22 protein-coding genes are annotated in these 25,144 nt (G+C 68.2%); 13 read left to right on the plus strand and 9 right to left on the minus strand.

Annotated features, from left to right (window positions below; genetic code table 11):
• Nucleotides 1-87 precede the first annotated feature (87 nt).
• Complete coding sequence (locus tag TX79_RS05310) at nt 88-312, plus strand: hypothetical protein (RefSeq protein ID WP_049926181.1); 225 nt, start codon at nt 88-90, stop codon at nt 310-312.
• Between the two features lie 29 nt (nt 313-341).
• Here TX79_RS05310 and TX79_RS05315 read toward each other — a convergent pair whose 3' ends face one another.
• Nucleotides 342-545, minus strand: a complete 204-nt coding sequence (locus TX79_RS05315; RefSeq protein WP_049926182.1) for a hypothetical protein — start codon at nt 543-545, stop codon at nt 342-344.
• Between the two features lie 126 nt (nt 546-671).
• Complete coding sequence (locus tag TX79_RS05320) at nt 672-1,415, minus strand: DUF2103 domain-containing protein (protein WP_049926183.1); 744 nt, start codon at nt 1,413-1,415, stop codon at nt 672-674.
• Nucleotides 1,416-1,635: 220 nt separating this feature from the next.
• On the opposite strand from TX79_RS05320, the gene TX79_RS05325 reads away from it, so the two are divergent.
• Nucleotides 1,636-3,540, plus strand: a complete 1,905-nt coding sequence (locus tag TX79_RS05325; RefSeq protein ID WP_049926184.1) for a hybrid sensor histidine kinase/response regulator — start codon at nt 1,636-1,638, stop codon at nt 3,538-3,540.
• Between the two features lie 106 nt (nt 3,541-3,646).
• Here the strand turns inward: TX79_RS05325 and surE are convergent, their stop codons facing one another.
• On the minus strand, nt 3,647-4,489 hold the full coding sequence (gene surE, locus TX79_RS05330; protein ID WP_049926186.1) for a 5'/3'-nucleotidase SurE: 843 nt from the start codon (nt 4,487-4,489) through the stop codon (nt 3,647-3,649).
• 125 nt (nt 4,490-4,614) lie between these two features.
• On the opposite strand from surE, the gene TX79_RS05335 reads away from it, so the two are divergent.
• The 4 genes from TX79_RS05335 to TX79_RS05350 all read left to right on the plus strand — a co-directional run bounded on the left by TX79_RS05335 (nt 4,615) and on the right by TX79_RS05350 (nt 12,093).
• Nucleotides 4,615-5,013, plus strand: a complete 399-nt coding sequence (locus TX79_RS05335; protein ID WP_049926188.1) for an FxLYD domain-containing protein — start codon at nt 4,615-4,617, stop codon at nt 5,011-5,013.
• Between the two features lie 93 nt (nt 5,014-5,106).
• Nucleotides 5,107-6,729, plus strand: coding sequence for a flippase (locus tag TX79_RS05340; protein ID WP_081655490.1), 1,623 nt, complete (start codon nt 5,107-5,109; stop codon nt 6,727-6,729).
• A 94-nt stretch (nt 6,730-6,823) separates the two neighbouring features.
• On the plus strand, nt 6,824-9,415 hold the full coding sequence (locus TX79_RS05345; protein ID WP_195892460.1) for a PAS domain S-box protein: 2,592 nt from the start codon (nt 6,824-6,826) through the stop codon (nt 9,413-9,415).
• Nucleotides 9,416-9,603: 188 nt separating this feature from the next.
• On the plus strand, nt 9,604-12,093 hold the full coding sequence (locus TX79_RS05350) for a DNA topoisomerase I (RefSeq protein WP_049926193.1): 2,490 nt from the start codon (nt 9,604-9,606) through the stop codon (nt 12,091-12,093).
• A gap of 363 nt (nt 12,094-12,456) precedes the next feature.
• Here TX79_RS05350 and TX79_RS05355 read toward each other — a convergent pair whose 3' ends face one another.
• Complete coding sequence (locus TX79_RS05355; protein ID WP_049926194.1) at nt 12,457-13,437, minus strand: ribose 1,5-bisphosphate isomerase; 981 nt, start codon at nt 13,435-13,437, stop codon at nt 12,457-12,459.
• A 72-nt stretch (nt 13,438-13,509) separates the two neighbouring features.
• Here TX79_RS05355 and deoC point away from each other — a divergent pair, with 72 nt between their 5' ends.
• Nucleotides 13,510-14,145 (plus strand): deoxyribose-phosphate aldolase, encoded by a 636-nt coding sequence (deoC, locus tag TX79_RS05360; protein ID WP_049926196.1) that lies wholly within the window; start codon nt 13,510-13,512, stop codon nt 14,143-14,145.
• 70 nt (nt 14,146-14,215) lie between these two features.
• Nucleotides 14,216-15,667, plus strand: coding sequence for a universal stress protein (locus tag TX79_RS05365; protein WP_049926198.1), 1,452 nt, complete (start codon nt 14,216-14,218; stop codon nt 15,665-15,667).
• 45 nt (nt 15,668-15,712) lie between these two features.
• Here the strand turns inward: TX79_RS05365 and TX79_RS05370 are convergent, their stop codons facing one another.
• From TX79_RS05370 to TX79_RS05385, 4 genes are all read right to left on the minus strand, one after another.
• The gene (locus TX79_RS05370; RefSeq protein ID WP_049926199.1) at nt 15,713-16,030 is read right to left on the minus strand and encodes an AzlD family protein; all 318 of its coding nucleotides are present in this window, start codon (nt 16,028-16,030) and stop codon (nt 15,713-15,715) included.
• Nucleotides 16,027-16,794 (minus strand): AzlC family ABC transporter permease, encoded by a 768-nt coding sequence (locus TX79_RS05375; RefSeq protein ID WP_049928291.1) that lies wholly within the window; start codon nt 16,792-16,794, stop codon nt 16,027-16,029. Before TX79_RS05375 ends, TX79_RS05370 begins: the two co-directional genes overlap by 4 nt.
• Nucleotides 16,795-16,962: 168 nt before the next feature.
• Entirely contained in the window at nt 16,963-17,337 is a 375-nt protein-coding gene (locus TX79_RS05380) for a DUF7347 domain-containing protein (protein WP_049926200.1), read from the minus strand.
• Between the two features lie 93 nt (nt 17,338-17,430).
• Nucleotides 17,431-18,618: an NAD-binding protein gene (locus TX79_RS05385; RefSeq protein ID WP_049926202.1), complete on the minus strand. Its 1,188-nt coding sequence runs from the start codon at nt 18,616-18,618 to the stop codon at nt 17,431-17,433.
• Between the two features lie 137 nt (nt 18,619-18,755).
• On the opposite strand from TX79_RS05385, the gene TX79_RS05390 reads away from it, so the two are divergent.
• The 3 genes from TX79_RS05390 (at nt 18,756) to TX79_RS05400 (ending at nt 22,031) form a co-directional block, all read left to right on the plus strand.
• A complete protein-coding gene (locus TX79_RS05390; protein WP_049926203.1) occupies nt 18,756-20,024 on the plus strand; it encodes a hypothetical protein in 1,269 nt (422 codons plus the stop codon).
• The gene (locus tag TX79_RS05395; protein ID WP_049926205.1) at nt 20,021-21,271 is read left to right on the plus strand and encodes a TrkA C-terminal domain-containing protein; all 1,251 of its coding nucleotides are present in this window, start codon (nt 20,021-20,023) and stop codon (nt 21,269-21,271) included. Before TX79_RS05390 ends, TX79_RS05395 begins: the two co-directional genes overlap by 4 nt.
• A 79-nt stretch (nt 21,272-21,350) precedes the next feature.
• Complete coding sequence (locus TX79_RS05400; protein ID WP_195892461.1) at nt 21,351-22,031, plus strand: LysE family translocator; 681 nt, start codon at nt 21,351-21,353, stop codon at nt 22,029-22,031.
• A 648-nt stretch (nt 22,032-22,679) separates the two neighbouring features.
• Here TX79_RS05400 and TX79_RS05405 read toward each other — a convergent pair.
• Entirely contained in the window at nt 22,680-23,348 is a 669-nt protein-coding gene (locus tag TX79_RS05405) for an HD domain-containing protein (protein WP_049926207.1), read from the minus strand.
• A gap of 248 nt (nt 23,349-23,596) precedes the next feature.
• Here TX79_RS05405 and TX79_RS05410 point away from each other — a divergent pair, with 248 nt between their 5' ends.
• Both TX79_RS05410 and meaB read left to right on the plus strand, forming a co-directional pair.
• On the plus strand, nt 23,597-24,013 hold the full coding sequence (locus TX79_RS05410) for a cobalamin B12-binding domain-containing protein (protein ID WP_049926209.1): 417 nt from the start codon (nt 23,597-23,599) through the stop codon (nt 24,011-24,013).
• Nucleotides 24,010-25,083, plus strand: coding sequence for a methylmalonyl Co-A mutase-associated GTPase MeaB (gene meaB / locus TX79_RS05415; RefSeq protein ID WP_049926211.1), 1,074 nt, complete (start codon nt 24,010-24,012; stop codon nt 25,081-25,083). The genes TX79_RS05410 and meaB overlap by 4 nt, the downstream gene beginning before the upstream one ends.
• Nucleotides 25,084-25,144: the final 61 nt, after the last annotated feature.

A 25,144-nucleotide genomic window follows, 5' to 3' on the forward strand; every position in this document is an offset into this window, starting at 1 on the left:
CCACCGACCCGTACCGCCAGGGGGACCGCTCTCGAGGTAGGAGGGTCGCTACAGAAGAGCTATAATCCCTGGCGAGAACTGTTTGGTATGGAACAGAACGTCGTCGAACGAAATTTCGTCCTCCGGTTCGCCCTCGGAATGGCCGTCTTCCTGACGATGGCATACGTCGGGAAACTGTTCGGTCGTGCCCTGCTGGCGTACGGCGTCCCGTACGGGGACTGGATCGGCGTCGGAGTCGGCGCAGTAGCCGTCTTCGTCGTCTTTTCGATCGGCTACACGCGCTTGACCGCCGACAGGGAACCCACTCCGTAGTCGACCACCTGGCGGTTACGGCGTCGTCGCTATCCCGACCCGTAGCTCGCGAGGGGACCCACGAGCAACTCCCAGCAGATCACCCCGAGCGCCGCGACGGACCCGAGCGTCGCCAGCGGGAGCGCCAGCAGTCCCGTCCCGACGCCCGTCGCCGCGATGACCGATCGGAGGACGAGCCCACTGACCGCCAGCAGCGGAATCGCTGCCAGGACCGCGTCGGCGCGCTCGAGCATGGCTAATTATATCTCATTACGGCCGCGCCGATAAGGCCGGGACTACCAGCAGGGAGTGACACTTCCATCGGGTCGTGACAGTACTCGCGTGATGACCACGCGGCCTCGTGGTCGGGGCGGCCAGAATTACTGGAAATCGGCGTTCTCGAGGACCTCGTTCAAGTCCTCGCGGATGCGTTCGCCCATCTCGCGGTTGCGCGCGGTCGTCACCACGCGGTTCTCCTGGACGCTCGAGCCGTCACGCAGGAGCATGCGAACGTTGCCGCCGTCGTCGGCCCGGGTGACCTTCGCGCGCAGGCCGGACTGCGAGCCCTTCCCGCCGGCGTCGATGGGGCCCGGAATGACCTTCTTCACGTGGGGGTGGTCGGCGACGGTCCGGATGGCTCGCATCCCCGTGCGGCCGCCGATCAGCGTCGAGTGACTCCCGCTGATCTTCTCCGCGGGCGGCGTCTCGACGACGTCCAGCGCCCGATTCGAGCGCCGCTCGAGGACCGCCCGGACCGGATCGTCGTCGCCGACGCGGTAGAACGGATGGTGGACGTCCTCGCGGACGGCCCGGATCACCTCCCGGGAGCCGCCGGCGTAGACCTCCTCGGGACGTTTGCGGCGGATCTCGTCGCCGATCAGGCCGGCGAAGTTCCGCAGTTCGACGACGCCCGACTCGCCGCCGTCCTCCGGCGTCGTCGTGATCGTCGTCTCGCCGAGCACGAGGTCCTCCTCGCCACGCGCGTCGTCCTCGCCCGCGAGCATCGTCAGCGTCGCCCGGTCGCGGGCCGCCTCGAGCACCACCGCCTCGGCGTTTCGCTCCCGGCAGACCAGACAGAAGTCGCCGGGTTTCTCGAGGGGCGAGGCACAGTGGCGACACTCCATGTATCCGTGTGTTCGAGCGAGCGTGTATACGTGTTTTCGATCCGGTATTCGTCTCCCAGCGACGGACCGACCGATACTCCGCCGATCCGAGTAGCGGTCCGTCGGAGTCACGTCACCTGACAGGTGGCAGAACTGAGGGGCTCCGATGGATAGTTAACAGTCGGGGCAGAATAGAAGGTATTGTTCCACAGGTCGTGGAAACCGAACGTTCGTACTGGAAATGTCCGATAGAAATGACATAGATCCGTTCTACGACGATCGGAGTGACCCGGTACGGGTCCTCGTCGTCGACGAAGCCGAACGCGGGGAGCGACTGGCGACCGGACTCGAGGCGGAAACTGACCGGATCGCGGCCGATACCGTTCCGACGGTCGACGCGGCGCTCGAGGCCGTCGACCGTCGCCCGATCGAGTGTCTCGTATCGACGGTACACGGCCCCGACGGGACGGGCGACGAACTGCTCGCGGCCATCCGAGACCGGTATCCGGCGATACCGGTCGTGCTCGTCGTTCCGGACGAAGAGCGTGCCCGTGAGGCGATCGATAGTGGTGCGAGCGATGTCGTCGTGGCGGAGTCGGTCTCCGAGCGGTGTTTCGTGCTCGCGAATCGGATCACGACCGCCGCCGACCGGTACCGAGCCGATCGCCGGGCCGACCGCCAGCGTCGGCGATTCCGGGAGGTAACCGACGCCGTTCCGGACTGCCTCTGGATCGTCGACCCCGAGTGGAGCGAACTCTCGTTCGTCTCGGGGTACGAACGGATCTGGGATCGGACGGCGGCGGAGTTGACGGGGACGCCGGAGGACTTCCTGAACGCCGTCCATCCGGACGACCGGGAACGAGTTCGGGCGGCGATGGACCGCCTCTCGGACGGCACCTCGGTGGATCTCGAGTACCGGATCCGGCGCGACGACGACCTCGCCTGGGTTCGGACGCGGGGGGAGCCGATCGTCGACGACGGATCGGTCGTCCGACTCGTGGTGCTGACGCGGGACGTTACCGATCGGAAAGAACGCGAGCGAACGTTGTCCGCACTCCACTCCGCAGCCAGGGAGATCGGAAGCGCGGACGAACCGGCGGCCGTCTACGAGACGCTGATCAGGACGGCGGACCGGGTCCTCGAGTTCGACTACGTCGCCGTCGACATCAAGCGGGACGGCTACCTCGTGCAGGAGGCGTCGACGCTCGACCTCAAGGACGGGGGCTACTACGAGCGAACGTCGCTCGAAAACGACGACACGTTCGCCGTTCGATCCTACAAGCGCCAGGAGACGATCCTCGTCGACGATCTACGGGAGTTCGACGTCACGCCCGCGGACCCGGACTACCGATCCGCCCTGACCGTTCCCATCGGCGAGTTCGGCACGTTCCAGACCGGCGCGAGCGAGGTGGGCGCGTTCGACCGGGACGACCGCGAGTTCGCCGAGTTACTCGTGGGCCACGCCCGCGTCAAACTCGCCCAGCTTCAGGACAAGCGGGTACTTCGGGAACGGACCGAGCAACTGGAGCGACAGAACGATCGCCTCGACGAGTTCGTCCGGGTCGTCTCACACGACCTCCGGAACCCAGTCAACGTGGCGAAAGGGCACCTCTCGATCGCCCGCGAGCAGTACGACGACGACTCCCTCGAGGCCACGATGGAGGCGCTCGAGCGAATCGAGACGCTGATCGAGGACCTGCTCACGCTCGCCCGCGAGGGCGAAGAGATCGACGACCTCGAGCCGGTCGACCTCGCAACCCTGGTTCCGGAGTGCTGGCGGTATATCGACACGAAAGACGCGGCGCTCGAGGTCGAGACCGACCGGACGATCGCAGCGGATCGCAACCGACTCCGGCAACTCCTCGAGAACCTCATCGGGAACGCCATCGAACACGGCGGCAGTGACGTGACGATCACGGTCGGCGATCTCCCCGAGGAAAACGGGTTTTACGTGGCCGACGACGGCACCGGGTTCGCGAACGGCGAACGCGAGAAGGTGTTCGACCCCGGCTACTCGACCGGGGTCGACGGGACCGGACTCGGCCTCGACATCGTCAGGCGGATCGCGGACGCACACGGGTGGGACGTGCGAGCGACCGAAAGCGACGCCGGCGGTGCGCGGTTCGAGATCGTCGGCGTCGAGTGAGCCGTACCGGCGTCGCCGAACCCATTCGTCCGGACTGCTGTACCGGCTTACCGGTGAACCGCGATCCAGCGACGGTTGCGCCGGAACTGACGGACAGTCGACCGTCTCAGACGGCGTCGACCAGTCGTCCAAGGAGCGACCGGACGGGGTCGGTCTCGACGACTTCGTAGGGGACCTGCATCGGCGAGATCGAGACCGCGCCCTCGAGCAGGGCGTGGCGGTCCGTATCCTCGGGGTCCGGGATGTCGCGGTTGGCCATCTGCTGCCAGAGGCGGTTCGTCAACTGGAACTGACCGTCGACCAGCGCCGCGTCCATCTCGTAGACCTCCGTCGGGCGCGTGATCGCGACCTCGCCGGCCATCCGGTCGGGCCGGGGGACGTTCACGTTCAGGTAATCGACGCGGTCGAACAGCCCGGTTCCGGGCACTCCCTCGACGAGCGTTGCGGCGAAGTCGCCGGCGCGTTCGAAGTCGTCGACCGTCGGTTCTTCGAGCCCCAGCGTATCCATCGAGACGGCGATGGCGGGCGTCTCGAGGAACGCGGCCTCCATCGCGGCGCTGACGGTGCCCGAGCGCGAGAAGACGTAGGCCCCGAGGTTCGCCCCGGAGTTGCAGCCCGAGACCACGAGATCGGGTTCGGGCTCGATGGCGTTGACGCCGACGATCGCACAGTCACAGGGGGTCCCGTCGACCGCGTAGCCGAGTTCGTGCTCCGCGTGCGGAACTGGTGACGTGAACGTCGCCTCCGCGAGGGAGGTCGACAGTTCCTCGCCGTCGCTCTCGTCGCTGGTCCGGCCGTAGGACAGCGATCGTCCGACCGCACTCTGGTTCCCGTCGGGAGCGACGACGGTGACCGAGGCAACGTCGGTGAGCGCGTCGTACAGCGCCTGGATACCGGGCGCGTCGATCCCGTCGTCGTTCGTCAGGAGGACGTGGGGCTCCCCGTTCATAGCCGACCCGTTCGCGCTCGGGATGGATACGCCTAGCCATTCCGGTCGGTCGATCCCGTAGAGCCGGGACGACCCGAAACTTGCCCCCCGAACCCTCAAGGTTCGCCCTCGCATACGGGGCATAGATGTACCGCCGTGCGTTCCTCGCGCTGGCAGCCGCCGTCTCGACCGCGGCCGCGGGCTGTCTCGAGTACGTCACCGACGACGACGGCGAGGAGATCACCGACCCCGGCGACGTCGAAATCGTCTGGCACGACCTGCTGCGGGACGACCCCGGCACGGAGGACGAGCGGGTCGCCGTCTGGGGAGCCGTCCGTAACGTCGGCAACAGGACCCTCAGCTACATCGAGATTCGGGCGACCTTCTTCGACGCCGAGGGCGAGCAACTCGAGAGCGTCATCGAGAACGTCGACGCGGACGTCACCACCGGCCGGGAGTGGCCCTTCGAGGTCGAGTACCCTCACTTCGGCGAGCGGGCCGCCGAAGTCGAATCGTACGAACTCGAGCCGGCGACGGGGGTCTAATGGTGCCGTTCGTCCGGTCGCGTCGGCCGGTCACGTCCGGTCGATCGCACCGACAGCCGACCGCTCGTTGGCCCCGAACTCGAACGCGCGGCGATGGCTAACCCCGACGATCCTCCGACCGGTCCCGACGCACCCGGTCCATCCGACCGTGCAGCGGACCGATCCGACGACGGTGACGCCACCGACGGCGACTCCGCGTCCGATCGGGACGAGGGCGTCACGACGCTGGCGAAACAGGGATCTATCACGTTCGTCGGCAACGTCGTCAACGGGGTCTTCGGCTTCGCCATCGTGATGTTGATGACGCGGTTCGTCAGCCCCTCGGTCTACGGACTGTTCGTGCTGGCGACGTCGGTCATCCTCTTCATGCAGGTGTTCGCCAACGTCGGGCTGCCGCTGGCGATCGATTACTTCGTCCCGCAGTACCTGGACGAAGGCGAACGCGGAAAGGCGAAAGGCGTCATCGTGCAGGTGACGGCGACGGTCCTCATCACCTCGTCGGTGGTCGCGTTCCTGCTCGCGGCGAGTACGCGCGTCGTCGGTCAGTTCTTCCAGGAACCGGCGATGGCGATCGCACTCCTGTTGCTCTCGGTCACGATTCCGATGCTGGCCATCTACAACGTCCTGCTGACCTCCTACTACAGCATCAAGAAACTCCAGTACCGGGTCGTCATGCGGGACCTCGTACGGCCGACGGTGCGGTTCGCCGCCACCGCGGGCCTGCTGCTTGCCGGCTACGGGCTCCTCGGGCTCATCGTCGGCTACGTCGTCGGCCTCTTCGTCGCGATCAGCGTCGGTGCCGTCGTCTTCGCGTACAAGGCCTGGGACATCGTCTCGGCGGACCTCGAGCTGGTCGCGGCGAAGCCACTCGTCACCTACTCGGTGCCGCTGGCGATGACCAGCGTCGTCTTCGTGTTGATGGGCCACGTCGATTACTTCGTGCTCGGTTTCTTCCTCGCGTCCGAGGACGTGGGAATCTACCGGGTCGGCTACATGCTCGGTTCAGGGTTGATGATCGTCTTCAACTCGCTGTCGCCGGTGTTCAAGCCGCTGATCGCCGAAACCCGGGACGACCTCGAGCTGGTCGAGCAGCGGTTCCGGATCATGGCCCGCTGGATCGCCGGCATCACGCTGCCGATCACCATCGTCCTCTCGCTGGGGGCGAGTTCCTACCTCGCCGTCATGTACACCCCCCAGTACGCGGAGGCCAACGCCGTCGTCGCCCTGCTGGCCGCCGCCTTCCTGTTCAACGTCACCTTCGGCGGTCCCGACGGCTCCCTCTTACAGGGATTGGGCTACTCGCGGTTCGTCTTCGTCAACACGCTCGTCCTCTTCGGGGTGAACTTCCTCGGCTCGGCGGCGCTCGTCCCGCTCGTCGGGATGGAAGGTGCCGCGATCGGATCGGCCACGGCCCTGTTCCTGGTCGGCGCGCTCACGCTCGGCGAACTCTACTACCTCGACGGGATCCACCCGTTCACGGCGGACTTCGGGAAGGTCGTCGCCGCCGCCGTCCCTGCCACCGTGGCCGGCGTCCCCGTCGTCGTCTTCCTCGAGTCCGACCTCGTGATCGTCGCCGCGTTGCCGGTCGTCGTCGTCGGCACCTACGCGCTCACCCTGATCGCGACGGACGCGTTCACCGACGCCGACGCCCAGATGGCCGCCGAGTTCAGCCCGACCCTCGAGAAGTGGCTCCCGGTCGGGCGATCGCGAAACTGACCGGACGGACGCCGGTACCTGAACGGCCGTGCTCGCGGAGGCGATGCGGCCGAAAGGTTGAACCCCGTAACCACGAGCCTTGATGACGAGGCGAATGTCAGAGCAGGGAGGGAACCGCGGGTCGGGAGCGCCCCCTCGCGTGCCGGCGCTCGTCGTGGCCGAGCGGCGCGACTGGGCGCGGACGGTCGAAACCGCGCTCGAGGAGACGCCGATCCGGATTCACGTCGCCGCCGGCCTCGAAGCCGCACGCGAGTGCCTGGCGGAAACTCCCATCGACTGCGTCGTCTGTCGCGGTCGCCTGCTAGACCGGGACGGGACGGCACCGCTCGAGGCCCTCAGGGAGTCGGCACCGTCGATCCCGATCGTCTGCTGGGAGGAGCCGGCCGGCCTCGAGCCCGCAACCCTCCTCGAGGCCGGCGCGACGGACGTCGTCACGGGGCCCGTCGAAGACGCCGATGCGCGTCTCGTCGCTCGGCGAATCGAGGCGTACGCCGAGCGGTACCGGGCCGAACGCTCCCGATCGCAGTACCGATCGGCCGTCGACCACGCGCCCGACGGCATCCTGGTCCTCGATCCCGACGGGACGATCCGACTCGCGAACGAGCGGACGACCGACCTGCTCGACCCGGAGGACGACGTTCTCCCCGGATCGAACCTCGCCGACCTCGAGGGGACGATCGATCGGGCGGAGCTCCGGTCGCGACTCGAGGGTTGTGGGGCCGGCGAATCGGTGACGATCGACGGCCGAACGGATCGAGGCGACGGCGAGGAGGCACCGATTCGGATACGGGTTCGACGGCGCGAGGACGACCGCTTCGTCGCGACCGTCCGCGACGCGTCCGCGTTGCACGAACGCGAGCAGGAACTCGAGCGGAGCCTCGACCTGCTCGAGAAGACCGAGGAGCTCGCGAACGCCGGCGGCTGGGAGATCGACCTCGAGTGCGACGAGTTGCGACGGACCGCGGGTGCGCGACGGATCTTCGGCGTCGGCCCCGGCCGGGACACGGACCCGAAAGCGACGATCGACCACTACCACCCCGACGACCGGGACCGAATCGAACGGGCGATCGAACACGCCATCGTGGAAGGTGCGACGATCGACGAGACGGCACGGATCGTCGCCGAGGAAGGGACCCGCTGGGTCCGCCTGCGTGGCGAGCCCTACGAGGAAGACGGACGAACCGTCCGACTCCGGGGCGCGATCTGGGACGTCACCGAACGGGAGCGCCGACAGCAGGCCGTTCGTGCGAGCAACGCGAAACTCAAAGCCGTCATGGCGGCGTTTCCGGACGTCGCGATCGTCTACGACGAGGACGGCCGCCACCTGGAGGTGTTCGCGAGCGAGCGTTCGACGTCGCTGCTGATCGACGACCCCGACGACCTCGTCGGCGAGCGCCTCGAAGACGCTCTCCCGCCGGAACAGGCCGACCGGCTCCGGGCGGGGATCGACCGCACACTCGAGACCGGGGACGTCCAGACCGTCGAGTACCGACTCCCGGTCCCGGCAGGCCACCGGTGGTTCGAGGGGCGATTCGCCCCGGTCGATCACCTGGTCGACGGGAACCGGGCCGTGGTCCTCGTCGCCCGCGACGTGACCGAGCGCAAACAGACAGCGGCGACGCTCCGGAAGCGAACTGCCTACCTCGAGCAGGCCCAGTCGGTCGCCGACATCGGAAGCTGGACGATCGACGTCCAGGCTGACGAGTTCGAGTGGTCCGACGAGGTCTACCGCCTGTTCGGCCTCTCGTCGGAGACCGTCGAACCGACGTACGACGTGTTTTACGACGTCGTCCATCCCGACGACGAGCCGGCAGTCAAAGCGGCCTGGGAGGCAGCCCTCGATGGCGAACCGTACGACGTCGAACACCGGATCGTCGTCGACGGCGAGACGAGGTGGGTCCGCGAGACGGCCGAGTTCACCTTCGACCAGGACGGCGATCCGGTCACCGCGGTCGGAGTTACCCAGGACGTGACCGATCGCGTTCGCTACGAACGCCGCCTCGAGGCGCAGAACGAACAGCTCGCCGTGTTGAACCGGATCATCCGCCACGACATGCGCAACCAGATGAACGTGATCGACGGCTACGCGGCGGTCCTCGAGGATCAGCTCTCGGAGTCGGAGCCGATCGCCGCCGAGATCCGCCACGTCGCCGAGGACCTGCTCTCGATCAGCGAGGACATCCGGACGGTCAACCGGTTGCTCACGGACGAGCGCGACGAGACGCCGCTCGAGATCGGCGGCGTCGTCATGGAGACGCTGGCCACCCTCCGTGAGGAGTACGACGCGTTCGAGTGGGAGCTATCGGTTCCGGACCGGTGCTGGGTCCAGGGCAGCGAAGCGCTGGGGATCGCTCTCGAGCACGTCCTCGAGAACGCCATCGAGCACAACGACGCGCCGACGCCGCGACTCGAGATCAGCGTCACCGACCGGGCCGCCGAGGACGAGGTGGAGCTCCGGATCGCCGACAACGGTCCCGGCATCCCGCCCTCCGAACGCGAGTTGCTCACCGGCGAACGCGAACGGTCCCAGCTCGAGCACACCAGCGGGCTCGGCCTGTGGATCGTCCACTGGATCGTCTCGAGTCTCGAGGGCGAACTCGCGTTCGAGTCCAGCGACGACGGCGGGACGGTCGTGACGATTCGGCTCCCGCGGGCCGCGACGCCGAGCGCGGAGTTGCCGCGGTAGCGACCGTCGCTCGAGGTCGATACAGCATGGCTCTCACGTGCGAGCGCACACGCCCGATCGCGCGCACAGCCGCGCTGTCTGCCGGTTTTGGCGAAAGCGTTATCAGCAACTCAATCGTAGCGGGCGACGATGGACGACACTCGCCCACGATCGGGAGGGACCCGGAGCCACCGCGGAGGTGAGCCACGGTGGAACTGATCATCACCGAGAAGGACAACGCCGCGCGGCGGATCGCCGACATCCTGTCGGGCGGCACCTACGACTCGAGCCGCGAGAACGGCGTCAACGTCTACGAGTGGGGCGGCAAGCGCTGCGTGGGGCTGTCGGGCCACGTCGTCGGCGTGGACTTCCCGCCGGAGTACTCGGACTGGCGGGACGTCGAACCCGTCGAACTCATCGACGCGAGCATCGAGAAGACGCCGACGAAGGAGAACATCGTCGCGACGCTGCGGATCCTCGCGCGGCGGGCCGAACGCGTCACGATCGCGACCGACTACGACCGCGAGGGCGAACTCATCGGGAAAGAGGCCTACGACATCGTTCGCGACGTCGACGAGGACGTACCGATCCGCCGGGTTCGGTTCTCCTCGATCACGGAGAACGAGGTCCAGAGCGCGTTCGACGACCCCGACGACCTCGACTTCGATCTGGCGGCCGCGGGCGAGGCCCGCCAGATCATCGACCTCGTCTGGGGCGCGGCGCTCACGCGCTTTCTCTCGCTGTCGGCGGGCCAGCTCGGCAACGACTTCATCTCCGTCGGGCGCGTCCAGTCGCCGACGCTGAAGCTGATCGTCGACCGCGAGCGCGAGATCGAGGCGTTCGACCCCGAGGACTACTGGGAACTGTTCGCGGACCTGCAGAAGCGCCGGGACGACGCCGAGACCTTCGACGCCCAGTACTTCTACTACGACGAGGACGACAACGAGGCCGAACGCGTCTGGGAGGAGTCGATCGCCGAGGACGTCTACGGGACGCTCTCGAGCGCCGACGCGGCCACCGTCGTCGACGTCAACCGTCGCACCCGGACGGACGCGCCGCCGACGCCCTTCAACACCACCCAGTTCATTCGCGCGGCCGGCGCGATCGGCTACTCCGCCCAGCGGGCGATGTCGATCGCCGAGGACCTCTACACGGCCGGCTACATCACCTACCCGCGAACCGACAACACCGTCTACCCCGACGACCTCGAACCCGACGAACTGCTCGACGAGTTCGTCGGCCACCCGACGCTGGGCGAGGACGCCGAGGCGCTGCTCGAGGCCGACGAGATCCGCCCGACGGAAGGCGACGAGGAGACGACCGACCACCCCCCGATCCATCCGACGGGCGAGATCCCCTCCCGCGGAGACGTCTCGGACGACGAGTGGGAGATCTTCGAACTCGTCGTCCGGCGCTTCTACGCGACGGTCGCCGACGCCGCCGTCTGGGAACACCTCAAGGTCGTCGCCGAAGCGGGCGAGCACCGGCTGAAGGCCAACGGCAAGCGCCTCGTCGAACCCGGCTACCACGAGGTCTACCCGTACTTCTCGACCACCGAGAACTACGTTCCCGACGTCGAGGAGGGCGAGGAACTCTCGATCGAGACCGTCGACCTCGAGGAGAAACAGACTCAGCCGCCCCGTCGCTACGGCCAGTCCCGGCTCATCGAGACGATGGAGGAGATGGGCATCGGGACGAAGGCGACCCGCCACGACATCTTAGAGAAGCTCTACGACCGGGGGTACGTCGAGGGCGATCCGCCGCGACCGACCAGACTCGCGCGGGCCGTCGTCGAGGCCGCCGAGAGCTACGCCGACCGCGTCGTCAGCGAGGAGATGACCGCCCAGCTCGAGGCCGACATGGACGCCATCGCCTCCGGTGAAGCCGACCTCTCGGAGGTGACCGACGAGTCCCGCGAGATGCTCGAGGAGATCTTCGCGAACCTGGCCGACTCCCGCGAGGAGATCGGCGACCACCTCCGGAAATCACTCAAGGACGACAAGCGCCTCGGACCGTGCCCCGAGTGTGGGGAGGACCTGCTCGTCCGGCGCAGCCGTCACGGCTCGTACTTCGTCGGCTGCGACGGCTACCCCGACTGCGAGTTCACGCTGCCGCTGCCCTCGACGGGCAAGCCCCTCATTCTGGAGTCCGAGTGCGACGAACACGGCCTGAACGAGGTGAAGATGCTCGCCGGCCGCCAGACGTTCGTCCACGGCTGTCCGCTCTGCAAGTCCGAGGAGGCCGGCGAGGGTCCCGTCCTCGGGGAGTGTCCCGACTGCGGGGAGGAACACGACGGCGAACTGGCGATCAAGACCCTCCAGAGCGGCTCCCGGCTGGTCGGCTGTACGCGCTATCCCGACTGCGACTACTCGCTGCCGCTGCCCCGCCGCGGCGAGATCGAGGTCACCGAGATGCGCTGTGAGGAACACGACCTGCCCGAACTCGTCGTCCACAGCGGCGACGAGCCCTGGGAACTGGGCTGTCCCATCTGCAACTACCGGGAGTTCCAGGCCCGCGAGAGCGATTCGGGATCCGACCTCGAGTCGCTGGACGGTATCGGTGCGAAGACCGTCGAGAAACTCGCCGAGGCCGGCATCGAATCGATCGACGACCTGACCGAGGCAGACCCCGACGACGTCGCCGACGACGTCGAAGGGATCAGCGCGGATCGAGTGCGCAACTGGCAGGCGGAAGCCTAGCAGCCCCTAGTTTGATTTTCGGGCATCGGTCGCCGACAGTAGTCGTCTCGAGGCTGTCAGGAACGGCCCGACGGCGTCCGCTCGAGATCCGAACTCGACCGATAGAGGAGAAACACTGTAGGTTGCGATTCTCCGGTGGCGCGCGCTGTCGGCCAGCCGAACGGCTGGGAGGCTGGCCGACGAAGCCGCGCGAGGGATGAGCGACCGAAGGGAGCGAATCGGCTGGGGTGGGTGTGGCGACTCCTCGAGTCCAGGATAGTAGAACCCTCCAGTCTGTTACCATCTCCCTTTTCAGCTACCCGACCGCCCAATGAGAAGGGTCGATGATCAGCCGATTCATCGACCTTCGACGGACGACTCGAGTTACGGCTCCCACGGTTCGCCGGTCGACTCGCCGAACAGTTCCCGCATGAGCGTCACGACGCTCTCGGGCGGGAACTGGCCGCGTTCCGTGACGATGGCGTCGACGTGTCGCGGCGGCGTGACGTCGAACGCGGGGTTCTCGACCTGCAACTCGTCGTCTCCGTGGTCGCCGCCGGCGATCTCGGCGCGTTCGACCTCTGGGAGCACCTCGCTCTCGTCGCGCATCTCGATCTCGACGGTGTGGCCGGTCATCGTGTCGGGGTGGAGTTTGATCGTCTGCGCCGCGACCATCACCGGCACGCCGCGCTCGCGGGCGTTGACCGCCAGCCCGCTGGTGCCGACCTTGTTGATGACGCTGCCGTCGGCCGCGATGCTGTCGGCACCGACGAGGACGTGATCCGCCCGGTCGAGGTAGCGACGCGCCGCGTTGTCGACGATCAGCGTCACCGGCACCCCAAGCTCCCGCAGTTCGCGAGCCGTGATGTGGCCCTGCTTGCGCGGACGGGTCTCCTTGACGATCGCCTCGATCTCCTTTCCGTCCTCGAGCGCGGCCTCGATGCAGGCTAAGGCGTCCGTCGAGTGACAGTGGGTCATCACCACGTCGCCGTCGCGCAGGCGGTTCGCGCCGATCTCGCCAAGCGTCGACTGGGCCTGCTCGAGGTCGCGCTGAAACGCCTCGGCGCGAGCGATCGTCGCCGCCCGTAGCTCCGAGACGGTCTCGCCCTCCATGCCCCTGAGGACGTACCGGAGCGCGTTAGGCAGGCTAACCGCGGTCGGGCGGGTCTCGTACAGCGTCCGCGCGGCGGCCCGAAGCTCCTCGCGGAAGGCCTCCGGGCTCGCGGCCGTGGACTCGCTTGCCTGTGTCGCGAGCGCCTCGGCGGCCGCGTCGGCGATGGTCGCGGCCCCGCGGATCTCCATTGCGGCGATGTCCTCGGCGGTCGATTCGACGGCGGAGACGACGCCGGACGTGTCGGTTGCCATGCCCCGGAGTAGCGCCCGACGGGACAAAAGGAATCGGGCGGGTTTTTCCCCGTCCGGCGAGTCGGCCCGGGTATGGACCGGAGCGAACTGGCACCACTGATCGACCACACCGTCCTCGGCCCCGAGACGACGCCCGCCGACGTTCGAACCGTCCTCGACGAGGCGGCCGAGTACGGGATGAACGCCTGTATCCCGCCGTACGCGCTCGAGACGGCCATCGAGTACGCGCCGGACGTGACGGTGGCGACGGTAATCGGCTTCCCCCACGGCCAGCACGCGCCGGAGACCAAACGCCACGAAGCCGAGACGGCCTGGAAGGCCGGCGCGGACGAACTCGACGTCGTGATCAACGTCGGCCGGCTCAAAGCCGGCGAGGACGACGTCGTCCGGGCCGAACTGGCCGAACTCGTCGCGGCGGTGCCGATCCCGGTGAAGGTCATCATCGAAACCGCGCTCCTCACCGACGAAGAGAAACGCCGCGCCTGCGAGGCCGCCGCGGCGGCCGACGCGACGATGGTCAAGACCTCGACCGGATTCGCGGACGGCGGGGCGACCGTCGCTGACGTCGAACTCATGAGCGACTACTTGCCCGTGAAAGCCAGCGGCGGCGTCGGCAGCTACGACGATGCGATGGCCATGCTCGAGGCCGGGGCCGAACGCATCGGGGCCTCGAGCGGCGTCGAGATTCTCGAGGGCGCACCCGAGTAGTCGCGAACGGGGTGCCAACTCCCGTCGGAACCCGAACGGTTTTCGTCGCGTCCGCCGCAACGCATCGTCCATGCTCGAGTCGTTGCGGACGCGGTTTCGGTCGCTGCAGCGGCGACTCCGTCGGCTGGAGCGGCGCGAGCTCGACGCGTTCGTCCGCTGGCTCGAACACACCGGGAACCTGCTGCACCTCTCGGTGCTGATCGTCGTCCCGCTGTTGATCGGGGCGGTGACCTGGATTGCAAACGTCTCGGCGGCGGTCTCGTTTCTCCTCTTTCCGCCGTTGGCATCGGGCACGTACACGCTCTTCGCCGATCCCGAAGGGCGATACTCCACGCCGACGAAGTTCGTCGGCGGGATGACCGCCGGCGCTTGCTGTGGCTGGCTCGCGCTCGAACTCGTCGGCGCGGCGGGCCTCGACGGTGCCGCCGGCGTCAGCGCGACTGGAGCGGCACTGGGCATCTTCTTCACCGGGGCCGTCACCTGGGCGCTCGACTTGGAGGAGCCGACGGCGTTCTCCACCGCGTTGCTCGTGCTCGTCACCGGCAACGCCCAGGTCACCTACGTGGTCGGGATCGTCGTTTCGAGTTCGTTCGTCGCGGCCGCGTTCGTCGTCTGGCACAATCGGTTCTACCAGCGACGCGCCCGCTACCTCTATCAGACGACCAGCGGGGACGATCACGTCCTCGTCCCGCTGTGTGGGAGCGGCGACGGGAACGGGTCGGAGTCGATAGCCGGCACGGACGCCGGAGACGCCCAGTCGGTGGTCCGGTTCGCGGCCGACCTCGCCGCCGCCCACGACGCGGGGAAGGTCGTTCTCTTCGACGTCGAGGACGCTGCCAGCGGCGAGAACGGCGACGACGAAACCGCCGACGCCGGCAGTGAAGACGAGCCCGGGCCGGCGGCCCGTCGCCTCGAGTCGATCGCCGACGAGATCACAGCGTCGTACGGGCTCCCCTGCGAGGTCGTCGTCGCGGCCGGCGAGCGCTCGGCGTCGGTCGCGCTCCGGACGGCCCGGGAGCACAACTGCGATCTGATCGTCACACCTTACGCCGAACACGAACGTGGCGGACTCTCGTCGTTCATCGCGGGGCTGTTCGACAGCGAGATCGACGTGATCGCCTTCCGCGGCGCGGACGGCCGACGGGAGTGGCACCACTCGCTGGTCGCCGTTCGGGGTGCCGGCGACACCGCCCGCGCGATGGTCGATTTCGCCCAGCGGGTGACCGGCACCTGGCAGCCCACCAGCGTCTGTACCTGCATCGATCGCGAATCCCAGCGCCGCACCGCCGAGAACACTCTCGCGGACCTCGTCGACGCCTTCGACGGCCGGTTCGAGACCCACGTCGTCACCGAACCCGTCGAGTCCTACCTCGAGCGGGTCTCGCCCCAGTACGACGTGGTCTTCGTCGGCTCCAGTACGGATCGGTCGGCCGCCTCCCGGTTCGTCTCACCGCCGACGTTCGAACGGCTCAGCGACCTCGAAGCTGACGTGGCGATCGTGCATCGCGGCCGCCATCGCTGATCGGCAGGGTCGGTGGGCCACCTACGGGGTGTGAGCCCGGACACGTCAGAGCGTCCCGCGAAGCACCAGTACCGTCAGGACGCCGGCGAGGAGCCCCAGGACCAAACGCTCCGTCCGCCAGACGACGACCGCGACCACGGCCGCGCTGGTCCACTCCGGCGGGCCGCCCTCGAGGACCTCCGCCGCGAGGATCGAGACGACCAGGACGCCCGGGAGGATCTCGAGGGCGCGTTCGAGCCGCAATGAGCCGTCGATCCGGCCGATCAGCCAGAGGCCGCCGGCCTTCGTCGCGTACGTCACGAGCGCCATCCCGAGGATCGTCGCGACCACGGGCCACTCGAGGGTGAGTGCCCCGTCGGTCATCGGTCGACCTCCGTGGCGGACGCGTTTGCGTCGTCGTCCACGTCCACGTCGACGATGCCGACCGAACAGCCAGCGACGGCCCCCGTCAGCACGTACCAGTGGCCGGGAACGGTAGCGGCGGTGGCCAACGCGACGACGAACGCGGTCACCCACGGGACGAGGTCGTCAGTTCCGTCCCAGAGATCGACCGCGATCGCGACGAAGACCCCGAGAAAGACCACGTCGAGGCCGTACCGGGCCGGCTCGCCGATCGCGTCGCCGGCGACGGCACCGACGATCGTCGCCGCGACCCAGCACGTCCAGATGGCCAGTCCGCTGCCGAGGAGATACGCACCGGGGACGCGACCGTCTCCGGCGTCGGTGAACCGGCCCATCGTCAGCGCCCAGTTCTCGTCGGCCGTGAAGAAGACGCTCCCGTAGGCCGCCCGTCGCGATAGCTTCGCGAACCACGGCCGGAGGGCGGCACCCAGCAGGAGATACCGGAGGTTCACCAGCAGCGTCGTGCTCACCACCGCGGCGACCGGAACCGTCGCGGCGTCGGCCCAGACCTCGACCGCGATCAACTGGGCGGCACCCGCGAGCACGGTCGCGCTCATCAGCGTCGCCTCCGCGACGCTGAGTCCGGCCTCCCGCGCGAGGATGCCGAAGACGAGCCCGTAGCTCGCGACGCCGAGCGCGATCGGGAGTCCGGCGAGAAACCCCTGCCGCGCCCCCTCGAGGGTAAAGGTCACCGACCCCCGCGACTCACCGGTCACGGGACTCACCCCGCGTGGCAACTCGGAGACCACCGCTTCGATCGGAAGACGCTGCTCGTCGGCTGCGCTGCCTGCGTTCCATCACCAGTCGATACGAAGCGTCCTCGAGGGGCCTAAATTCTCGGAGAACTGGCGTTCTCTACGTCGTTCGACAGGAGTCGACCCCGGTCCGATCGGCTACCGACGGCGAACGGTCGCGGCGAGCCGTCGACCCCGGTCTGTCAGATCGTACGCGCCGTCGGCGTCGGTCACGAGGCCGTCGAGCCGACGGAGGTGGTAGTTGAGCTTTCCGTTGTCCTCGATCGAAATCGCCTCGCGGAGGTCGGTGTACCGGAGCGAGTCGTCCGCCTCCGCCAGTGCGAGCAGGATCTCGAGTCGGATCGGACTCGAGAGTAGGTCGAACTCGCTCGAGAGCCGGTCGACGTCGGCAGCCGCCGCTTCCGCGGCGTCACGCCGGCATCCGTCGGCAGGAGTCGCTCGAGCCGTCGCGGTCGAGCCAGCGTCGGCACCGTCGCCGGCTCGTCCGGCCCACGACCACGTCGGTATCGCCATGTCCCCACATTCGGCGGTCGTGACAAAACGGTACCGCAACGACGCCACGACGGAACCGGAACGACGCCACGACGAGGCCCTACTGCCGTCGGCTCACTCCCCGCCGACGATCTCCTCGATCAACGCGCTGTCGTCGTTGCCCAGCGCCGAGCGGACGAGCAGGTGGCCGCCGAGCACCGCGGGGCTGATGACGGTGTCCGCGCCGGCGTGTTCGAGTTTCTTCGTGTTCTCGCGGTCGGTCGCACCGGCGACGATGCGGGTCCCGGGGGCGAGTTGTCGGGCCGTGAGGATCGCCAGCGCGTCGCGGGCGTCCTCGTTGGTCGCGACGACGATCGCGCTCGCCCGGTCGATCTTCGCCCGCTCGAGCGGCCCTTCGTCGCTGGGATCGCCGGTGACGACCCGGAAGCCGCGGTCGGACAGCGTCGTCGAGACGTCGCGGTCGTCCGTGACGACGACGAACGAACGGTTGCTCCGCGCGAGTTCGTCGACGATCGGTTCGGTCAGTTCGCCGTAGCCGAGCACCAGGATGTGGTCCTCGAGCAGTTGGAGTTCTGAGTCGGTCATCTTTCCGAGCGTGCTTGAGATCCGGGCCTGGATCGCCGGCCCGACGAGCGCCCCGATGGCGATACCGAAACTCGCGACACCTAACACGAGCACGGTCATCGTAAACAGCATGGCCTCGGTCGAACCCGGATCGGGGTGGATGTCGCCGTAGCCGACCGTACTCGAAGTGATCAGCGTGAAGTAGAAGGCGTCGAGGATCGTGTCGATCCCCTCGAAGTGCTCCCGGAGCGCGTAGCCGCCGACCGTACCGTACAGCTGGACGCCGAACAGGGCGGAGCCGGCCGCGATCTGGGTCGTCGACAGCGACAGCGAGTTGTCGAACCGCTTTCGCGTAACGAGCAGGATCGGTATCGCCAGCAGGGAGAGGACGATCAGCGGCAGGGAGTACTGGCTCAGCTGCAGGAACCCCTGGGCAGCCGTCAGCGGCAACAGCAACAGCGTCGCCCACCAGCCGACGCGCAGTCCCCGCCGCAGGGCGAGCGCGCTGGCGAGCATCAGGAAGCCGGTAAGCGCGCCGGTAAAGCCCGCTGCGTCCCTGACGGGATCGGGGACGTAGCCCGCGAGCGGGCCGTAGACGGTGTCGGTGCTGATGTTGACCATCGCCGTCGCGACCGACAGGAAGGCGACCGACAGCGCGAGCCAGACGGCCGCACGCGTCGTGAGGATCCCCCGCCAGTTGTCCGGCAGGCGCGATCGAACCGACCGGTCGGCAGCCATACGCACCGATCCGCGTCGGCGTCAGTTAACGGCTCCGTCTCCGGTCGACGACGGTCACGGGCCTCGGCGACCTCGAGCCCCCGCGGCCGGTTGCCCGTGCCGGTACGCCTTTGGGGTTGCCGAACCTGCGGCCACCAATGGCGCTACCGGTCGAGGTCCTACTGGGGATCTATCTCGGCCTGCTGACGGGCATCGTTCCGGCGCTCGTCGCGGGATCGCTGGGGTTCGTCGTTCGGTATTTCTCCGGCGTGACGCTGCCGGGGTTCGGTGTCGTCGTCCTCTCGCTGTCGATCGCCAGCGTCCAGGGCGGACTGCTCGGACTCGTCGAGCCGACGATCTCCCAGTCCCCGCGGTTGCTGGTCGCCGTACTGGTCGTCCTCATGCTCTCGCTGTACGCCCACAACCAGGGCGACAAACTCGGTGCCACCCTCCCACACAGGCTCTCGCTGACCTCGCTTCGCCAGCGGACCCTCTCGACGGACGTCGTCGAACTCGTCGGCACCGTCGGCCGAGTCACCGTTCGGCCGACCGGCGAGATCCGCGACGTGGAGGGGTATCCACCGCTGCCGGCCGACCTCCGGCGGACGCTCCGGGAAGGCTCCTGGCGGCTGCCGGCCGATCTCCCGCTGTCGGAACTCGAGTCGCGCCTCGAGGAACGCCTGCGGACCGATCACGACCTGGCGGACGTCCAGGTGTCGATCGACGAGCGGGCGCGCGCGACAATCACCGCTGCACCGCCTTCCGGCGGCCTCTCGCGGCGTATCCCGTCGGATCGACAGGCGGTGACGCTCTCGACGCTCGTTCCGACGGGACTGGCCCGCGGGGACGAGGTGACCGTTCGAACCGGCGACCGATCGATCGACGGCACGGTGGTGAGCGTCCGCACTGAACTGGACGAACGGCGGGCCGAGGAGGCCTCGCCTCCCTCGGTCGACGAGGAAACGGAACTCGAGGACGGACACGCGACGACCGAGCCGATCGCGACGAAATCGACCCAGACGTCGGCCGGCGGGGTTGGACGGGTGACCGTCTCGGTACCTCGACGGCACGCGAAACTGTTGCTCGCGGCCGACGCGCCGACGATCGTCGTCCGGTCGCGGGGCTCCAGCGGCGAGTTCGAAGCCCTCGCGCTCGTTCGCCGCGCCGGCTACGCCTTGCGACGACTCACCGTCGGCCCCGCGGCCGGCGAACGGGACGGCCCGGCGGTCGACCCTGCCGAGCCGGACCACACCACCGACGACGTGCAGGTGCTGGCGGTGCGACGCGGGAGCGACGGAACCGGCGGTCGACGGCAGGGGTGGACGTTCGCCCCCGGGATCGACGGTGCGCTCGAGCCAGGTGACGAAGCCGTCGTCGCCGGCCCGGAGGAATCGATCGAGACGTACGTGGAGGCGATCGGCCGATGATCGGCCTCCTCGACGCGGGAACGAGCGGAAGCGTCCTCGTCGACCTCGAGACCGAGACGCTGCTCGAGGCCGCGGTCCACATCCTGGGGTTCGGCTTGCTCGCCGCGGTGACGGCCGCACTGGTCGCGTTCGCGTTCCGCTGGTACAGCACCGAGGAGATTCCGGAGGGCGTGGCCGTCCTGGTGGGCATCTCGCCGGTTGCGATCTGGCTCAACACCCAGACGGCACTGCAGGACGCGATCATCGGGACGAGCCCGCTGCTGGACTCGGAAATAGCCGTCTACACGATCGTCGCGTTCCTCGCCAGCGGACTCGCCGCCGCCGGCGGCCGACGGACGGGGGACTACCTCGCCGAGAACGTCCTCGAGGCCGATACTCCGCGGACGATCGACGACGTCAGCCAGCTCGTCCGGTCCGCGGGTCGGGTCCGCACCGTCGAACTCCCCGAGACGATCGAAGACGCCGAGGGATACGACCCGGTCGACGAGGCGACGAAGGCCGAACTCGCGGGCCAGACGTTTCTCTTCCCCCGGCGGCTCTCCGCCGAGCAGGTCCGCGAGCGGCTGATCGACCGCCTCGAGCGCGATTACGGGATCGGCCGCGTCGACGTCGAACTCGGCGAGGAGAAGACGGTCGACTACCTCGCGCTCGGCAGTCGACCCGCGGGTATCGGACCGACGATCGCCCCCGGGAGCGTCGTGGTCGCGATCCGGGCCGATCCGGCCCCCGACGCGACGCCCGGCGACGCCGTCCGGGTCTGGACCCGCGACGGTGAAGGACTCCGACGAGTCACCGACGGCGAACTCCGCGGGGCCGCCGACGACGTCGCCACGATCGCTGTCGACGCCGACGACGTCCCGCAGTTCACTGCGGACGGCGACTACCGCCTGGTGACCCTGCCCGGAGCGCCCGGTGCAGAACGCGACCTCGTCTCCCTGCTCCGGGCGGCCGACGAGACCGTCACGCGGATCGCGTTGCCCGCCGACGACCCGCTCGTCGGCGAGACGGTCGGCTCGCTGCCCGCGTTCGTCCTCGCGCTCGAGCGCGCGACGGCCGGCGAGGGGACGCGAGCGTCCGGCGGTGGCACCGTCGAGAGGTCGCCTGACGCGGTCGCGTTGCCGGACGCGAACGTCCGTCTCGAGGCCGGCGACGTCTGCTACGTCCTGGGCAGGCCGGAAGCGCTGCGTCGCCTCGCCGAACGCCGCGAGGGCGAACGGCCCGACGAAACGGCGACGGCTCCGCCGTGATCGGCGTCACGGCGGACGACAGGGTACACGAGACTCGTCGTCCTTTTGTACCGGCGGTTCCGATTCGAGACCGATCACCGTGTTCGGGACGATCGTGACGCTCCTGGCAGGCGTCGTCTTCGGGCTGGCGCTGGCCGCGCCGCCGGGGCCGATGAACGCCATCATCGCCGAGGAGAGCGTCGTCCGAGGGTGGGGTGCCGGGTTCCGGGCCGGACTCGGTGCCATGTCCGCGGACGTGCTCTTCTTCGGGCTGACGCTCGCGGGCGTCGTCGCCGTCGTCGATCGGTATCCGACCATCACCCCGATGCTGTACCTCGTCGGCGGCCTCCTGATGCTGTATTTCGCCCGCGGGGCGGTCGCCGACGCCAGAAGCGCCGACGCGTTCACAGCCGGGAACCACGGCACCTCCACCGGGTTCCGGAAGACGTTCGTCCTCTCGCTGACCAACCCCTACCAGATCGGCTTCTGGCTGACCGTCGGCGTCGGCCTGCTCGAGTCCGGGCGTCTCGACGTCCTCTCGTACGTCCCCCTCGCCGGCGACGCGCTCGAGGAGGTACTCGTGGTCCAGACGGGATCACCGTCGCTCCTGCTCGGCTTCTTCGCCGGTATCGCGGTCTGGATCGTCGTCTACCCGGCCGCGCTCGCGGCGGCGGGACGGCGCGTCGACGCCGTCGCACCGATCATCGCGGCCGGCAGTGCGCTCGTCCTCGCCGGCTTCGGGGCCGTCTTCCTCGCGATGGGCGCGACCGGCCTCGTCTGATCGGCGGTCTGGAAGCTGTGGGATCGAATCCGCAACCGATCAGAACAGGGTGTGTCGTTACCGTTCCGCATCTGGCCAACCACGTGCGGTGGCGCGCGCTGTCGAGCGGCCGACCGAACGAGAGGGCGCTCGACGAAACCGCGCGAGGTCTTCGTGAGCAACTGCGAACGAAGGCTTGTCAGAGCTCGCTCTGACAGTGGATGAGTGAGGGAGCGTAGCGACCGAACGTTAGCGCGGAACCTCTGGTTCCGCGAACCATGCGAACGGGCAGAGCGCGGCGCTATGCGCCGCGATATCGGGGCGGCGCAGCCGCCCCGCCGCGCCCGTGAGCAGAAATCGGTTGGGGAGGGCGAGGCGCGAACGGAGTGAGCGCCTCGAAATGCGAACGGGGAACGGAGTGACCCGTGAGCGGCGTGGCTACTCCCCGTGTCCACGATAGCAGGACGCTTCGGTTCACCGAGTTCTTCAACGAACCCTCCGATCAATACGCAGGCCTGTTGATCGACTACCCCACGCTCGGAAGACCGAAATTTCGCCTGAAAACGCCAGCTATGTCGCGTCTGGTCAGCACTCGAGCACTGGCGTCGAACACAGCGATACACCAGCAGCTACGGCTGGCGGCCGCGAGCCGACGAGGGTCCGAATCCGTCAGAGGCCGGCGATCTCGTCCTCGAGCCACTCGCTGAACCACTTCACCCGCTTCAGCCGCTGGTGAGCGATGCTCTCGGCGGTGTCGCTCTGGACGCGCGAGGCGGCGTCGTAGCCGCGCTCGAGCACCCGGTCGACCATCTCGTCGGCCTCCATGTGGGTCCGGGCCTCGTAGCCCATGCGCAACAGCATGAGCGTGGTGCCGTTCGCGCCCACCTTGTCCAGCAGGTCGGCCTCGATGAGACACTGGGTCTCCAGGGCCAGGTCGGTCAGGTCGCCCTGGTAGGAGTGGTGTTCGATCGCGCGACACACCTGCTGGATGAACGACTCGGGGTACTCCGCGCGAGCCTCGAGGTACTCCCGGGCGACGCGAGCGCCGGCTTCGGCGTGCAGTTCCTGGTCGGTCTCGAGTTTCGCGACGTCGTGAAAGAGCGCCGCGACGCGGGTGATGTCCACGTCCGCGCCTTCGCCCCGGGCGATCTCCTCGGCGAGATCGACCACGTTCAGGATGTGGTTGAACCGGTACTCGGCGGAGTGCCAGGGGTACCAGCGCATGCGGCCGCCTTCGGTCTCCTTCTCGACGCTGGCCGCGAGGTACTCGTAGACGAACTGCTTCATCTCCTCGAACTCCGCGTCGGACACCCTGGTCTCTTTTATCTCGACGCCCACGAAAGATCCCTCCGCAATAGACGAACGATAGTCATTACTGGAATGTTCGATCGATGCACTCTTTAGCCTTTGGTTCGCGGGAATGACGGCCGCTCTGACGGTCACGGAACGGGAACTCTCATCGGATCGTCGGTGTCGAGTTCGCGCCGGTTCGTTTCCCACTCAACCCGAATTGTCCAATCGTTTTCCCGGTGAAATTATCGAGAACATCCGTTAGAGTCAAACAGTCGGGCGGGGAAGGCCAATGCATGAGCAGCGAACAGGAAGGGGAGTCGATCCGGTGTCTGGTCGCGAAGGTCGGCCTCGACGGTCACGATCGCGGCGCACACGTCATCGCCCGGGCGTTTCGCGACGCCGGCTTCGAAGTGATCTACTCCGGCCTGCACAAGGCACCCGAGGAGATCGTCCAGGCGGCGGTCCAGGAGGACGTCGACGTCGTCGGCATCTCGATTCTCTCGGGTGCCCACGACACCCTCGTCCCGAAGGTCATGGACGGCCTCGAGGAGTACGGTGCCAAGGAGGACACGCTCGTCCTCGTCGGCGGCGTCATCCCCGAGGAGGACCGCCCCGAACTCTACGAGGAGGGCGTCGCCGAGATCTTCGGCCCCGGCACCTCCGTCGAGGAGACGATCGACTTCGTCCGCGAGAACGCACCCGAGCGATGAGCGACGAGGAGTTGCTCGAGGCCCTGCTCGCGGGCGAACACCGGGCGCTCGCCCGCGTCATCTCGAAGATCGAGAACCGCTCGCCGGGCTACCGCGAGCTCGTCTCCGAGCTGTACGCCCACACCGGCGGGGCCGACGTGATCGGCATCACGGGTTCGCCGGGCGCGGGGAAATCGACCCTCGTGGACAAACTCGCCGAAGCCTACCGCGAGCGGGGCGAGACGGTGGGTATCATCGCCATCGATCCGTCCTCGCCGTTCACCGGCGGCGCGGTGCTGGGCGATCGCATCCGGATGGCCTCCACCGTGGGCGATATGGACGTCTTCGTCCGGTCGATGAGCGCCCGCGGGACGCTGGGCGGCCTCTCGACGGCCACCGCGGACGCCGTCAAGGCGATGGACGCCTTCGGCAAGGACAAGATCATCATCGAGACCGTCGGCGCAGGCCAGAACGAGATCGACATCGTCCGTACCGCCGACACCGTCGCCGTCCTCGTCCCGCCGGGATCGGGCGACGAGATCCAGACCCTCAAAGCGGGCATCCTCGAGATCGCCGACGTCTTCGTGGTGAACAAGGCCGACCGCGACGGTGCCGACCGGACCGTCCAGGAACTCCGGGACATGATTCAACTCGGCGAGGGCAATGCCGGCGGCGGGGCCGGTGGCCACCACAGCCAGGACGTTATCGACGCCCACGACGACTGGGATCCCGACGACCAGGACGACGAGAACGACGAGACGACGGCGTGGACGACGCCGATCGTCGAGACCGTCGCCACGCGGGCCACCGGCGTCGACGACCTCATCGACGCCGTCGCGGACCACCGCACGTACCTCGTCGAGTCGGGCGAGAAGGCGGAGATGACCCGCCAGCGCCACGCCGAAGAGATCCGGACCCTCCTCCGGGAGGACGTCCACGACCTGCTCGAGACCGAACTCGAGCGAGCCGGCGGAATCGACGACCTCGCCGAGGCCGTCCGACAGGGCGAGACCGACCCCTACACCATCGCCGACGACCTGCTCGAACCGGTCGAACGCTGCCTCTCGGACCTCCGACTCGAGGACGAGTGATCCCGATCCCCGAGCGGTTTCTCCCGCGCTCCGTACCTCGAGACTGGTTGTGCCGGCGATT

The organism is Halopiger goleimassiliensis, assembly GCF_000455345.1.
GTDB classification, from domain to species: Archaea; Halobacteriota; Halobacteria; order Halobacteriales; family Natrialbaceae; genus Halopiger_A; species Halopiger_A goleimassiliensis.